General features: G+C 41.8%; 11 protein-coding genes. 10 read left to right on the forward strand and 1 reads right to left on the reverse strand.

The window, feature by feature from the left end; genetic code table 11:
• The first annotated feature begins 64 nt into the window (after positions 1-64).
• The 8 genes from leuC to yihA all read left to right on the forward strand — a co-directional run bounded on the left by leuC (position 65) and on the right by yihA (position 11,661).
• Positions 65-1,474: a 3-isopropylmalate dehydratase large subunit gene (gene leuC, locus ACQKFG_RS12990; RefSeq protein WP_192205977.1), complete on the forward strand. Its 1,410-nt coding sequence runs from the start codon at positions 65-67 to the stop codon at positions 1,472-1,474.
• Between the two features lie 28 nt (positions 1,475-1,502).
• Complete coding sequence (gene leuD, locus ACQKFG_RS12995; RefSeq protein ID WP_349727875.1) at positions 1,503-2,102, forward strand: 3-isopropylmalate dehydratase small subunit; 600 nt, start codon at positions 1,503-1,505, stop codon at positions 2,100-2,102.
• A gap of 165 nt (positions 2,103-2,267) precedes the next feature.
• On the forward strand, positions 2,268-3,302 hold the full coding sequence (locus ACQKFG_RS13000) for a tetratricopeptide repeat protein (RefSeq protein ID WP_427559457.1): 1,035 nt from the start codon (positions 2,268-2,270) through the stop codon (positions 3,300-3,302).
• Between the two features lie 183 nt (positions 3,303-3,485).
• Entirely contained in the window at positions 3,486-4,778 is a 1,293-nt protein-coding gene (gene tig / locus ACQKFG_RS13005) for a trigger factor (RefSeq protein ID WP_192205974.1), read from the forward strand.
• 431 nt (positions 4,779-5,209) lie between these two features.
• Positions 5,210-6,478: an ATP-dependent protease ATP-binding subunit ClpX gene (clpX, locus tag ACQKFG_RS13010; protein WP_034308926.1), complete on the forward strand. Its 1,269-nt coding sequence runs from the start codon at positions 5,210-5,212 to the stop codon at positions 6,476-6,478.
• A 358-nt stretch (positions 6,479-6,836) separates the two neighbouring features.
• Entirely contained in the window at positions 6,837-8,507 is a 1,671-nt protein-coding gene (gene lonB / locus ACQKFG_RS13015) for an ATP-dependent protease LonB (protein ID WP_353872300.1), read from the forward strand.
• A 254-nt stretch (positions 8,508-8,761) separates the two neighbouring features.
• Positions 8,762-11,083, forward strand: coding sequence for an endopeptidase La (gene lon / locus ACQKFG_RS13020; RefSeq protein WP_192205972.1), 2,322 nt, complete (start codon positions 8,762-8,764; stop codon positions 11,081-11,083).
• The gene (yihA, locus tag ACQKFG_RS13025) at positions 11,080-11,661 is read left to right on the forward strand and encodes a ribosome biogenesis GTP-binding protein YihA/YsxC (protein ID WP_034308918.1); all 582 of its coding nucleotides are present in this window, start codon (positions 11,080-11,082) and stop codon (positions 11,659-11,661) included. The genes lon and yihA overlap by 4 nt, the downstream gene beginning before the upstream one ends.
• A 73-nt stretch (positions 11,662-11,734) precedes the next feature.
• On the opposite strand, the gene ACQKFG_RS13030 is transcribed toward yihA, so the two are convergent.
• On the reverse strand, positions 11,735-12,217 hold the full coding sequence (locus ACQKFG_RS13030; protein ID WP_192205971.1) for a LiaF transmembrane domain-containing protein: 483 nt from the start codon (positions 12,215-12,217) through the stop codon (positions 11,735-11,737).
• Positions 12,218-12,479: 262 nt separating this feature from the next.
• Here ACQKFG_RS13030 and hemA point away from each other — a divergent pair, with 262 nt between their 5' ends.
• Both hemA and ACQKFG_RS13040 read left to right on the forward strand, forming a co-directional pair.
• The gene (gene hemA, locus ACQKFG_RS13035; protein WP_427559463.1) at positions 12,480-13,826 is read left to right on the forward strand and encodes a glutamyl-tRNA reductase; all 1,347 of its coding nucleotides are present in this window, start codon (positions 12,480-12,482) and stop codon (positions 13,824-13,826) included.
• Between the two features lie 10 nt (positions 13,827-13,836).
• Positions 13,837-14,667 (forward strand): cytochrome C assembly family protein, encoded by an 831-nt coding sequence (locus ACQKFG_RS13040; protein WP_076364924.1) that lies wholly within the window; start codon positions 13,837-13,839, stop codon positions 14,665-14,667.
• Positions 14,668-14,669: the final 2 nt, after the last annotated feature.

A 14,669-nucleotide genomic window follows, 5' to 3' on the forward strand; every position in this document is an offset into this window, starting at 1 on the left:
TTCACGGCCTAACATTAGGCCGTGTTTTTTAAAAAAATACAAGATTGATCGAGGTGGGATAGTGATGGGAAAGTCGATTATAGAGAAAATATGGGATCGCCATATTGTAAATGAAGAGGAGAATAAACCGGATCTAATTTATATTGACCTTCAATATATTCATGAAGTGACCTCTCCGCAAGCATTTGAAGGTTTGAGATTAAAAGGACGCACAGTCAGGAGACCAGACCGCACTTTCGCGACAATGGATCATAATGTGCCAACCGTTAATCGCTATTTCATCGAGGATGATATTGCAAGGAAACAATTAGAGGCGCTTGAGCAAAACTGTAAGGAGTTCGGTATCCGTCTTGCTGATTTAGACAGCCCGGATCAAGGTATCGTTCACGTTATCGGGCCGGAATTAGGCCTTACACAGCCAGGGATGACGATTGTCTGCGGTGACAGTCATACTTCCACACATGGTGCGTTTGGCTCGATTGCGTTTGGGATCGGTACGAGTGAGGTCGAGCATGTTTTGGCCACACAAACCCTATGGCAAACAAAACCCAAAACATTAAAGCTTGAGGTTAATGGCAAGCTTGGTCATGGTGTGATGGCGAAAGATGTCATTTTATATGTGATTTCTAAATTCGGTGTCGATTTTGGTACGGGACATATCATTGAGTATTGTGGGGAAGTTTTCCGGGATATGTCAATGGAAGAAAGAATGACGGTTTGCAATATGTCGATCGAAGGCGGGGCAAGAGCCGGGCTGGTAGCTCCTGATGAAACAACTTTCTCTTATTTGAAAGGTCGTAAATATGTGCCGAAAGGAGAAGAGTTCGAGCGATGTGTTCAGGACTGGAAGTCACTTTCCAGTGATGAGGATGCTGTTTATGACCAAGAAATCATTCTTGATGGCAGTCTGATTTCACCAATGGTCAGCTGGGGGACGAATCCTGGAATGGCTAGTGGAGTGGACGGAAAAGTACCAACCTTCGCAGAAGATATCATGGATCCTAAAGAACTGAATCGGGCCATTGAGTATATGGGTCTTGAGGAAGGCATGCCGATCACGGAAATTCCCGTACAACATGTATTCATAGGATCGTGCACCAATTCACGCATTGAGGACTTACGGCAAGCCGCAGAAATGATCGAAGGCCAAACAGTTCATAAAGGGGTTCGGGCGATGGTCGTTCCTGGTTCACAAAGCGTCAAAAGGCAAGCGGAAGATGAAGGGTTGGATGAGATTTTCAAATCAGCGGGCTTCGAATGGCGTGAATCGGGCTGCAGCATGTGCCTGAGCATGAATCCTGACGTTGTTCCTGCCGGTGAGCATTGTGCCTCCACAAGTAATCGGAACTTTGAAGGCAGGCAAGGAGCTGGAGCAAGAACGCACCTGGTTAGTCCGGCCATGGCTGCCGCGGCCGCCATTCATGGGAAGTTTGTCGATATCAGGAATTTGAAAAGAACTGAACAAGTCCATTAAGAATACGAATTAACCGGAGGTGCAAAGAATGGAACCCATTACAATATATAAAGGAAGAGCGGCGGCACTTGACCGTAAAAACGTGGATACGGATCAAATCATTCCGAAGCAATTTTTAAAACGGATTGAGCGAAGCGGATTTGGCGAGTTTTTATTCTATAACTGGCGTTTTGATGAAGATGGAAAGGAACGTCCTGATTTTGAATTGAATCAGCCACATAATCAAAACACGTCCATTTTAATAGCAGGTGAGAATTTTGGCTGCGGTTCTTCGCGTGAGCATGCCCCTTGGTCATTGAAAGACTACGGATTCGATATCATCATCGCTCCTTCTTATGCTGATATCTTTAAAAGTAATTGCATGAAAAATGGCATGGTCCCCATCGCTTTAACCCAGACTGAAGTAAGCTATTTAATGGGGAGGGTTTCGGCACCTGATTATGAGTTGACGATCGACCTTCCCAATCAGGCATTGAAAGATGGTCAAGGGTTTGAAACAAGCTTTGAAATTCATCCATATTGGAAGGAAATGCTCATCAAAGGCTGGGATGAAATTTCGATAACGCTTCAATATGATAAAGAGATTTCTGCCTATGAATCTCAAAAAAAGACTGTATCGAGTATTTAATCGAAGAAGGTCATATCCCGTTCTCCTTTCATAATTGAAAGGATGCGGGATTTTTTTTATCGGGGAAAGACGAAAAGGCGTTCATCAGGCATATAATTTTTTGTGTTTCCAGCTATTACATGCTAAACTGTTTCTCAAAAAGCGAACGGTGAGGCGGAAAATAGGATGGATAATGAGAACAACGAAAAGAAGGTCGGAGAAACCAAAATTATCGCCTTTCCAAATCTCGGTGAAAGGCTGATTGTAAAAGGGCTGGATGAGCTAGGAAACAGAAACTTTAAAGCGGCTGCACATCTTTTCAGCCAAGCCAGGGAGTATGAGCCCGAAAATGATGAAGTTTGCATGGGACTAGTGGTCTCATTAGTCGAACTTGAGTATTACCAGGAGTCAAAAGAGTTGTGTATAGAGATGCTGAATAAAGGCATCGGCGACTATTTTCAACTGATCAATATTTATTTGATGGTACTGCTGCAATTAGGCGAGCATCAGGAAATGGTCACGACGATCGAACTGCTATTTGAAGAAAGCCAAATTCCTTTTGATAAAGAGGAGCATTTCGAAAAGATGCTTCAGTTCAGTAAAAGGGCCCTTGAGGATAAAAAAGAGGAAAAGGAAAGGCAAAATCAGCAGCTTTCAGAGGAATTGCAGGAGGATGGACTTTTTGAAGGGAAAACGGATAATGACAGGCTTATGGTCATTTCAAAACTCACGAATATCAATATTCGACCATTTATCCCTCAAATCGAAGAATTTCTACAAAAAGAGGAGGAACACCCTTTCTTTAAAACGATGCTCCTTAACATCCTTATCGACCAGGAATATAACGAGGAAGTGACGTTGAAGAAATTCAATCAATCAAAGTCGGTCATACCAAGCGAATTAAAAAGTTTGAAGGAGACGGACTTTTATAAGAAGGTAACCGGACTGACCGAAGAGGAAATCAGTCAGGATAATCCGAGCTTATTTGAAATGGTCCATAGTTTGATTGAACGTCATTCTTTTTTATTGTTTCCTTTTGAACCCGGACCGGAAAGTTCGCCTGCATGGGCAGCTGCCTATCATGCCTTGGCGGAAGAATACATGACCGGGGAAGTTTTCATGAGGGAATTGGCGGACCTTTACCAGGCTGATGAGGAAAGCGTTGCGGATATTCTTTCCAATATAAAAGAAATTGAAGAAATTTCTTATCCCATTATTTAAGCTATTGCTGTTGTAACAGATTAATCCTGTGGTATAATGTAGTGGTTGTAATGTATAATCGTCTAATTTTGACGATTACCCCAATATTTTTGGGGTATATTTGAAGGATGACTTGTTAACACTTGCAAAGCATATTCATCCAATGCTTATTATTGAAGTATATAGATTTTTGGAGGGAAACACATGTCTGTAAAATGGGAAAAACAAGAAGGTAACCAAGGCGTACTAACAATCGAAGTTGACGCTGCAAAAGTAAACGAAGGTTTAGACGCAGCTTTCAAAAAAGTAGTGAAACAAGTAAATGTACCTGGCTTCCGTAAAGGTAAAATGCCACGTCAAATGTTCGAAAAAAAATTCGGCGTAGAATCTCTTTACCAAGATGCACTTGATATCATTCTTCCAGATGCTTATGCAAATGCTGTCGAAGAAGCTGGAATTCAGCCTGTAGATCGTCCAGAAATCGACATCGAGAAAATGGAAAAAGGCGAAAACCTGATCTTCACTGCAACTGTAACAGTTAAGCCTGAAGTTAAATTGGGAGATTACAAAGGTGTTGAAGTTGAAAAATTCAATACTGAAGTAACTGACGAAGACGTTGAAAACGAATTGAAAACTTTGCAAGAGCGTCAAGCTGAGCTTGTCGTTAAAGAAGAAGGACAAGTTGCTGAAGGCGATACAGTTGTTCTTGACTTCGAAGGATTCGTTGATGGTGAAGCATTCGAAGGCGGAGCTTCAGAAAACCATTCATTGGAAATCGGTTCAAACTCTTTCATTCCAGGATTTGAAGAGCAACTTGTAGGTCTTGAAACTGGCGCTGAAAAAGATATCGAAGTTACATTCCCTGAAGAATACCATGCTGCTGAACTTGCAGGTAAACCAGCTGTATTCAAAGTGAAAATTCACGAAATCAAAACAAAACAACTTCCTGAGTTGGATGATGAGTTCGCGAAAGATGTCGACGACGAAGTGGAAACTTTGGCTGAACTTAAAGAAAAAACAAAACATAAATTAGAGCATGACAAAAAACATGAAGAAGAAAACTTCATTCAAAACACTGTAATTGGCAAAGCTGTTGAAGGTGTAGAAATAGACGTTCCTGAAGCAATGATTTCAAACGAAGTTGACCGCATGATGAATGAGTTCTCTCAACGCATTCAATCTCAAGGTCTTAATTTGGAGCTTTACTACCAATTCTCAGGTCAAGATGAAGAAGCTTTAAAAGCGCAAATGAAAGAAGAAGCTGAAGGGCAAGTTCGTACGAGCTTAACTCTTGAAGCGATCGCTGAAGTTGAAAAACTTGAAGCTACTGACGAAGATGTAGAAGCTGAACTTGCACAAATGGCTACTATGTACAATATGGAAGTTGACGCGATCAAACAAGCTCTTGGAAACTTAGAAGGGATCAAAGGCGATCTTAAAATTAAGAAAGCAATTGACTTCTTGGTGGAAAACAGCAAAACAGTTGACGCAAAATAATTGTTAATAAATAAGTAGATTAAAATATTTCCTTTAAAAAACAAGGCGCGAGTAATCGTGCCTTGTTTTATACATATTGAGAATCGGTGTAAATTTCAAATATCGGTTATTTCCTGATTGATTTTTTTGGGATTTCGGTGTAGATTAGTTCTAATACCGCATATACATATTTATACAGCAAATCCTGCTTTTAAAGATCTAAAGTTTTGGGCATACTGGTAAAGGGCAAATACATATTGATTGATTATTGTACTTATTTAACAACTCGGACCGTGAGCATTTTTGTTACTAAACTTCCAAGAACATGATAAAATGCAAAACATACTTAGGATTTTGGAATGTTTAAGTAGATGTGTGCCTAGTTTCTTTTCATTATGATTGGGTACCGCTATGTAATAGAGTTGGAAGAGTATTTAAAGGGGTGAACGTACATGTTTAAATTTAATGATGAAAAAGGACAGTTAAAATGTTCTTTTTGCGGTAAAACACAAGAACAAGTCCGTAAACTGGTTGCTGGTCCAGGTGTCTATATTTGTGACGAGTGTATAGAACTTTGTACGGAGATCGTAGAAGAAGAGCTGGGAACTGATGAAGAAGTAGAATTCAGAGATGTTCCTAAGCCTATGGAAATCCGTGAAATTCTTGACGAATATGTGATTGGACAAGAACAGGCGAAGAAATCTTTGGCTGTCGCTGTTTACAACCATTATAAACGTATCAATTCCAATAGCAAAGTCGACGATGTGGAGCTTTCAAAAAGTAACATCGCCCTAATCGGACCGACTGGAAGCGGGAAAACCCTTCTTGCGCAAACATTGGCGCGATTACTGAATGTTCCTTTTGCCATTGCTGATGCCACTTCATTGACGGAAGCTGGATATGTTGGGGAAGATGTCGAAAACATCTTGCTAAAATTGATCCAAGCAGCAGATTATGATGTGGAAAAAGCGGAAAAAGGCATCATTTATATTGATGAAATCGATAAAGTTGCCCGTAAATCGGAAAATCCTTCCATTACACGTGACGTGTCTGGTGAAGGTGTGCAACAAGCTTTATTGAAAATACTTGAAGGAACGGTTGCAAGCGTTCCGCCTCAAGGTGGTCGTAAACATCCACATCAGGAATTCATCCAAATCGATACAACCAATATTTTGTTCATCTGCGGCGGTGCCTTTGATGGCATCGAACCGATCATCAAACGCCGTCTTGGTCAAAAAGTCATCGGCTTTGGCTCTGATGTGAAAAAGGATGATATTGCAGAAAAAGAATTGCTTTCCAAAGTCCTTCCTGAAGACTTGCTTCGTTTCGGATTAATTCCGGAATTCATCGGACGTCTTCCGGTAATTGCGACTCTTGAGCAATTGGATGAAGCTGCTTTGATTGAAATCCTTACACAGCCGAAAAATGCGCTTGTTAAACAATATCAAAAATTGCTTGAGCTTGACGATGTTGAATTGGAATTCGAACAGGAAGCGCTAAGTGAAATTGCTAAAAAGGCAATTGAACGTAAAACTGGTGCACGTGGTCTGCGTTCCATCATCGAAGGCATCATTCTTGAAGTGATGTTCGATCTGCCTTCACGTGATGACGTTGCAAAATGTGTAATCACTGGCAGCACGATTTCGAAAAACGAATCTCCAAAGCTCGTCCTAAAAGACGGTACAACAATCAAAGGACAAGAAAAGAAAACATCTGCTTGATCATATGGAAAAGCAAGACTGCCAGTTCATCCTGGCAGTCTTTTTCTTTGTTGGAACGGAAGGTGCGAGACTCCTGGGGGAATACGGCTCCCGGACCGCCCGCGGAAAGCGAGTGCCTGTAGTGGAAATCAACGTTTATACTTTAAAAAAACAGTAGGGTAAAACCAATTAATTTTGAGTTATTTACAGTTTAGACTGCCAGTTCAGCCTGGCAGTCTTTTTCTTTGTCTTTTGATAAATTATTGTTATTCAGGATAAAAACGCCAAAATTTTCAACACGAATTTCTTGGATAATTTCGCCCTTCCAAAGGAGATACTAACAGAAATGACAAACTAGGAGAGTGCAGGAGGGAATACGATGAATTGGACAGGATTGGCGTTGTTTATCCAGCTTTTTTTTGGGATCATTATTGGATTGTATTTTTTGAACTTATTGAAAGGCCAGCGGACACAAAAAGTTTCCATTGACCGTGATTCACGTAAAGAGATGGACCAATTACGGAAGATGAGATCGATTTCGTTAACAGAGCCATTGGCAGAAAAGGTTAGACCAAGCACATTTAATGAAATCGTCGGTCAAGAAGATGGGATTAAATCTTTAAAAGCTGCTTTATGTGGGCCGAATCCCCAGCATGTGATAATTTACGGTCCCCCAGGGGTAGGGAAAACGGCAGCTGCCAGACTTGTTTTGGAAGAGGCGAAGAAAAATGGCAAGTCCCCTTTTAAGAATTCGGCCGTTTTCGTTGAATTGGACGCCACTACAGCCAGGTTCGATGAACGAGGGATTGCCGATCCGCTCATTGGTTCTGTGCACGATCCAATCTACCAAGGAGCTGGGGCAATGGGACAGGCTGGCATTCCGCAGCCAAAGCAGGGGGCAGTCAGCAATGCTCATGGCGGCGTACTGTTCATAGATGAAATAGGAGAGCTTCATCCAATACAGATGAATAAACTTTTAAAGGTATTGGAGGATCGTAAGGTCTTTCTGGAAAGTGCTTATTATCAAGAGGAAAATCAAAATATTCCGACTCACATCCATGATATTTTTAAAAATGGGCTACCGGCTGATTTTCGGCTGATTGGAGCCACAACAAGAACGCCAAATGAAATCGCGCCTGCGATACGTTCAAGATGCATAGAAGTGTTTTTCCGAGAACTTGACCGGGAAGAAATAATCACCGTGGCTAAGAATGCCTCTGATAAAGTGGGGATCACCATCAGTGAAAAAGGCTTGCAGTCGATTTCGGATTATGCCCGAAATGGCAGGGAAGCTGTCAACATGATTCAGACTCTTGCAGGAATATCAATTAATGAAAACAGGACGTTTATCAGGGAAGAAGATATAGATTGGATGGCCCATAGCAGCCAGCTGACACAAAGAATGGACAGGAAAATAGAATCGAATTCTAAAATAGGCCTTGTCAACGGTCTCGCAGTCTATGGCCCCAACAGCGGGGCGTTGCTGGAAATCGAGGTTACGGTCATGGCTGCTTCTGATGAAAAAGGTTCGATAAACATTACCGGCATCGTTGAAGAAGAGAGTATCGGCGGCGGGGGTGGCAAATCGATTCGCCGCAAGAGCATGGCAAAAGGTTCGATAGAAAATGTCATTACGGTTTTACGGTCGATGGGAGTGCCTGCCGATCAATTCGATATCCATGTGAACTTTCCGGGCGGAAGTCCAGTAGATGGCCCTTCTGCAGGAATTGCAATGGCCACAGGCATATACTCGGCCATATATAAAATCCCTGTTGATCACACCGTGGCGATGACTGGGGAAATAAGCATTCATGGCGGCGTTAAACCGATCGGAGGTGTCATTCCGAAAATCAAGGCGGCTAAACTGGCTGGGGCTAAGAAAGTAATCATCCCAGCCGAAAACATGCAGCCACTTCTATCTGAAATCAAGGATATAGAAATCATTCCCGTTACGAATGTAAAAGAAGTGCTGGATCAGGCACTGAAAAAAGAATTGATGTCGGAACAAATCCTTACAACCTTGGACCTATCGAAAAAAGAAAGCGTATAAAGGAAATGCCCCGGCTAAAAAATGGAACCGGGGCATTTTAAGGACCATATTGGCGTTCCCGACAAACCTGACGTAAAATAAACACGCATTCAGACGTGCTTTTTCATCCAATATTGGAGATAATAAAAGCAGTCGAAACGTGTTAAGGTAAACGAATAGACACTTCTATATAAATAGGATAGAATTGTTAAAAGGTTGAGAACATGGGTAAATAGTTTACAACGACGATACTAATTAGATGGAGGTGTCAGGAAATGACTGATAAAGAAATCATCGTCCCCCTCCTGCCGCTAAGAGGATTGCTTGTATATCCAACGATGGTACTTCATTTAGATGTAGGCCGAGATAGATCAGTGCAAGCCCTTGAGAAAGCAATGGTGGAAGACCATCTTATATTTTTGACGACACAACAAGATGTTTCGTTGGACGAACCAGGTGAAGAAGATTTATTTACAATGGGAACTTTAACAAAGGTAAAACAGATGTTGAAGCTTCCGAATGGTACAATCCGGGTGTTGGTGGAAGGGTTGAACCGCGCAGAAGTCATTGAATTTTACGATTATGAGACACATTATGGTGCCAAGATTAAAATATATGAAGACAGTGATGAAAAGGATGCTGAACATCAAGCATTAATGCGCACACTACTGGATTATTTTGAACAATACATAAAAATGTCCAAAAAGATAACCGGTGAAACGTTTTCTTCCACTGCGGATATTGAAGAGCCTGGGCGATTAGCGGATATAATCGCTTCACACTTGCCTTTGAAATTGAAGGAGAAGCAAGAAGTGCTTGAGACCATTGATATGAAAGAGCGTTTAAGCCGTGTCATCGAGATCATCAATAACGAGAAGGAAGTTCTTTTTCTCGAGAAAAAGATCGGCCAGCGTGTTAAGCGTTCGATGGAACGGACTCAAAAGGAATATTATTTACGAGAACAAATGAAAGCGATCCAAAAGGAATTGGGCGATAAAGAAGGAAAAACAGGGGAGATTGAGGTCCTCAACGAAAAGATTGAAGAAGCGGATATGCCTGAGCATATCAAAGAAACGGCATTAAAGGAATTGGACCGTTATGAAAAAGTTCCTTCGAGCTCAGCCGAGAGTTCTGTCATCCGCAATTATATCGAATGGCTGATTTCGCTTCCATGGACTAAAGCGACCAAAGATGACTTGAATATTCATAAAGCCGAAAAAATCCTGAACAGGGACCACCATGGTTTGGAAAAGGTGAAGGAGCGGGTGCTTGAGTATTTGGCCGTCCAGCAATTGACCAATTCATTGAAGGGACCGATCCTTTGTTTGGTGGGACCGCCAGGGGTCGGGAAAACGAGCCTGGCTAAATCGATCGCTTCATCCCTGAATAGGAATTTCGTCCGTATATCTTTAGGCGGAGTGCGCGATGAATCAGAAATCCGCGGACATCGCCGCACATATGTAGGGGCGATGCCGGGACGGATCATTCAAGGCATGAAAAAAGCCGGAACGATCAACCCTGTCTTTTTACTGGACGAGGTGGATAAGATGTCCAATGACTTTAGGGGAGACCCATCTGCAGCGATGCTGGAGGTGCTTGATCCGGAGCAAAATCATAATTTCAGTGATCATTATATTGAAGAAACCTACGATCTTTCCAAAGTCATGTTCGTCGCGACGGCGAATAATTTGGGATCGATTCCCGGTCCGCTTCGTGATCGTATGGAAATCATTTCGATTGCAGGTTATACTGAGATAGAGAAACTTCATATAGCCAAGGATCACTTGCTGCCTAGACAGCTGGAAAACCATGGTCTATTGAAGACACAACTGCAAATACGTGAGGAAGCTCTAACAAAAATCATCCGTTACTATACTCGGGAAGCCGGCGTTCGGAGTCTGGAGCGACAGCTTGCAAGCATCTGTCGGAAGACTGCAAAAATCATCGTGTCCGGAGATAAAAAGCGGGTCGTCATTTCTGAAAAGAATGTCGAGGAGTTTTTAGGGAAAACCATGTTCCATTATGGACAGGCGGAAGTCGAGAACCAAGTCGGTGTAGCCAATGGGTTAGCGTACACGTCGGTAGGTGGCGATACGCTGCAAATCGAGGTTTCCTTATCACCAGGTAAAGGCAAGCTGATTCTGACAGGAAAGCTTGGCGATGTAATGAAAGAGTCAGCACAGGCTGCTTTCAGTTATGTCCGTTCAAAAACCGAGAAACTTCAGATTGATGCGAACTTCCATGAAAAATATGATATCCATATTCATGTCCCCGAAGGTGCGGTCCCAAAAGATGGCCCTTCTGCAGGCATCACGATTGCAACAGCGTTAATATCGGCCCTTACAAATAGGCCGATCAGAAAAGAGGTAGGCATGACAGGCGAAATTACATTACGCGGACGGGTTCTTCCGATCGGCGGGCTTAAAGAAAAATCTTTAGCGGCCCATCGCGCAGGACTTACGAAAATCATCATCCCGCAAAATAACGAAAAGGATATTGATGATATCCCGGAAAGTGTCCGTAAAGCATTAACTTTTGTTCCAGTTTCACACGTCGATGAAGTCCTTGAGCATGCATTGGTAGGTGTGAACGAATGAAAGTGACGAGTTCAGATATTGTCATCAGTGCTGTGAAGCCTGAACAATATCCCAATACCCCAATACCGGAATTTGCCTTGGCAGGCCGTTCCAACGTTGGGAAATCCAGTTTCATCAACAAAATGATCAATCGAAAAAACTTGGCGCGCACATCCTCTAAACCGGGTAAGACGCAAACCTTGAATTTTTATATCATAAATGAAGCACTCCATTTTGTGGATGTACCTGGTTATGGTTATGCAAAAGTATCTAAGACCGAGCGTGATGCTTGGGGAAAGATGATTGAAACGTACTTCACTTCCCGTGACCAGCTCCGCGCTGCGCTTCTGATCGTCGATTTGCGTCATCCGCCGACAAAGGATGATATCGCAATGTATGAATTCCTGAAGCATTATGATCTGCCCCGGATCGTTATTGCCACTAAAGCGGATAAAATTCCAAAAGGCAAATGGCAGAAGCACTTGAAAATCACGCGCCAAACGTTAAATATGGAAAAAGAAGATGAATTGCTTCTATTCTCTGGTGAAACAGGCGAAGGTAAGGAACAAGCATGGGGCGTCCTTAAGAAATATATGTAAAAGAAAAGGGTATTCCGCATCTGGAATACCCTTTTTCATTATGTAATTCGTATAAATTGCCAATCAAAAATTTTCACTTTTTTCGAACCAAAAAATAAATGCCGATTGCCATCAAGGCAAATGGCCAAAACCTTTCGATGTTCGCGGTAGTTGTAACATCAAACCCGAAAGACGTTTTGATTTTATCATAGAATAATAAAGTGATCGAGATGATGAATAGTACCATGCCGTGAAACATTCCAGAATTTGTTTTGCGTGCCCGGAGAATAAATCCCAGAGAGATGATTAAAATAAAGATACCTATATTATCCGGCCAAATATCCAGGTTCTCGACGATGTGGAAGTGAGCCCCGAACCCGAGTAAGATGACGCCTGGCAGGATGGACTCATATTCATTACCGCTATATGCCTGAATCAGGAAGGCGGCACCTACTATACATAATAAAGTGGGCCAGCTGAAAAAGCCTGGAAAGATTTCGATTTGGGAATGTTCTAGAAAAAAATAGAGCCCGAAACCCATTAAAACGATTCCTGGGAAAATACGCTGCGTTTTCATTTTATCCTCCTATGCAATTCGATTACTTGAAGTTTTTTGCCATTTTTGATATGGTACTTTTGTACACAATGTCGAAACATGTATGTAACTTATGTAACTTACAAATCCGCTTAGACACCTTTTGTAATAATTCTGGCGTTTTGGCTGTCTTTTCCATGGTAGCATACGTTTTCATAAACTGTTCATATTATTTGCGTGAAACCATTTTAGTACATGGTATAATAAATTTACATGAAAAATTTTGGGGGTGCAAAACAAAAGGATGCATATTCTAGCGGTTGGTATAAATTACAAAACTGCCCCTGTAGAAATTCGGGAAAAACTATCGTTTAACGAAGCCGAACTTGCCGAGGCAATGAAAGCTCTTAAAAATAAAAAAAGCATCTTGGAAAACATTATTATTTCTACATGCAACAGGACGGAAATATATGCGGTCGGTGATCAGCTTCATACAAGCAGGTATTATATAAAGGAATTTCTTTCGGAATGGTTCAATATCGATAAAGAAGAATTTTCTAAATATCTGTTCATTTATGAAGGTGATGGGGCTGTCGAGCATTTATTTTCAGTTACCTGCGGCTTGAATTCCATGATACTGGGAGAAACTCAGATTTTGGGACAAGTACGTTCAAGCTATCTGTTAGGTCAGAAGGAAGATACGATCGGTACCGTTTTTAACCATCTCTTCAAGCAAGCCCTTACATTAGCTAAAAAAGCTCATTCGGAAACCGAAATCAATACCAATGCCGTTTCCGTCAGCTATGCGGCAGTCGAGCTTGCAAAAAAGATCTTTGGAGGCCTGAACGGCAAGAATGTCTTGATTCTTGGGGCCGGTAAGATGGGTGAGCTGGCCATACAAAATCTTCATAGCAATGGCGCAGACAGCATTACGGTCATTAACCGTACGTTCCAGAAAGCGGTTGACCTGGCCGAGAGATTCAATGGTACGGCGAAACAGCTTCAAGAGCTGCAATGCGCTTTAGTGGAAACTGATATCCTGATTACTTCAACTGGATCAAAAGATCTTCTTGTAACAAAGGAAATGATGTCATTCATCAATAAGCTTCGTAAAGGCCGTCCTATTTTCATGGTCGATATCGCAGTGCCGCGTGACCTCGATCCGACATTGGCCGAGCTGGAAAATGTCTTCTTGTATGACATTGACGATCTTGAAGGGATCGTGCAAGCCAATATCGAAGAACGTAAAAAAGCTGCCGAGAAAATAGAATTGATGATCGAATCGGAAATTGTGGACTTCAACCAATGGATTAATTTGCTTGGTGTGGTTCCCGTCATTTCTTCTTTACGGGAAAAATCCCTATCGATCCAGAAGGAAACGATGGAGAGCATCGAAAGAAAGCTTCCGCATTTAAGCGAACGTGACAAAAAGGTTCTGAACAAGCATACGAAAAGCATCATCAACCAAATGCTGAAAGATCCGATCCTTTATGCAAAAGAGCTGGCAGATGAGCCGAATGCAAAAGAGCAATTGAATAATTTCGTGAAAATCTTCCATTTAGAGGAATTGATTGAAGACCAGCTGGTTGCGGATGAAAAAGAACGGAACAGCTCCAAACCATCCCTATTGAATCCAGTTCCTGTCCAGTAATGGGGTAGATATGGAATTACTAATGACAAGATTGCATGAAGCCACTGTTTTGTTGTATGCCGTCAGTATGCTTTTATATTTTATCGATTTCCTTAATAATAACCAGAAGGCGAATAGGGTCGCCTTCTGGTTGCTTTCTATTGTTTGGGTACTGCAAACAATTTTTTTGTTTCTGTATGTGTTGAAAACGGGAAGGTTCCCGGTATTGACGATTTTTGAAGGCTTATATTTTTATGCATGGGTCCTCATATCGCTATCTTTAATCATTAACCGATTGCTAAGAGTCGATTTTACGGTCTTTTTTACGAATGTACTAGGTTTCATGGTCATGGCCATCCATACCTTCGCACCTGTTCAGATAGAATCTCAAGTGCTTGCACAGCGCCTGGTTTCGGAGCTATTGCTCATACATATCACTTTTGCCATCCTATCATATGGGGCATTCACACTTTCTTTCGTTTTTTCACTTTTATACTTAATTCAATATGATTTACTGAAAAGGAAGAAATGGGGGAAACGCCTGCTTCGACTCGGCGATTTAACAAAGCTCGAGCATATGTCTTATGTCCTCGCGGTAATAGGTGTTCCATTATTAGTGGTCTCCCTTATCCTGGGGATTCAATGGGCTTATATAAAAGTGCCTGGGGTATCGTGGCTGGACATGAAAATCATCGGCTCATTCATTTTGCTTATCGCTTACAGTGTGTTTTTATACTTGAAAATTCGGAAACAAATGTATGGAAGGACGCTAGCCTTTCTGAATATTGGATCTTTCATGATTGTGTTAATTAACTTTTTCCTTTTCGGAAGCCTTTCAACATTCCACTTTTGGAATACTTAGGA

The organism is Peribacillus sp. NPDC076916, assembly GCF_050269675.1.
Lineage (GTDB): Bacteria > Bacillota > Bacilli > Bacillales > DSM-1321 > Peribacillus > Peribacillus aracenensis.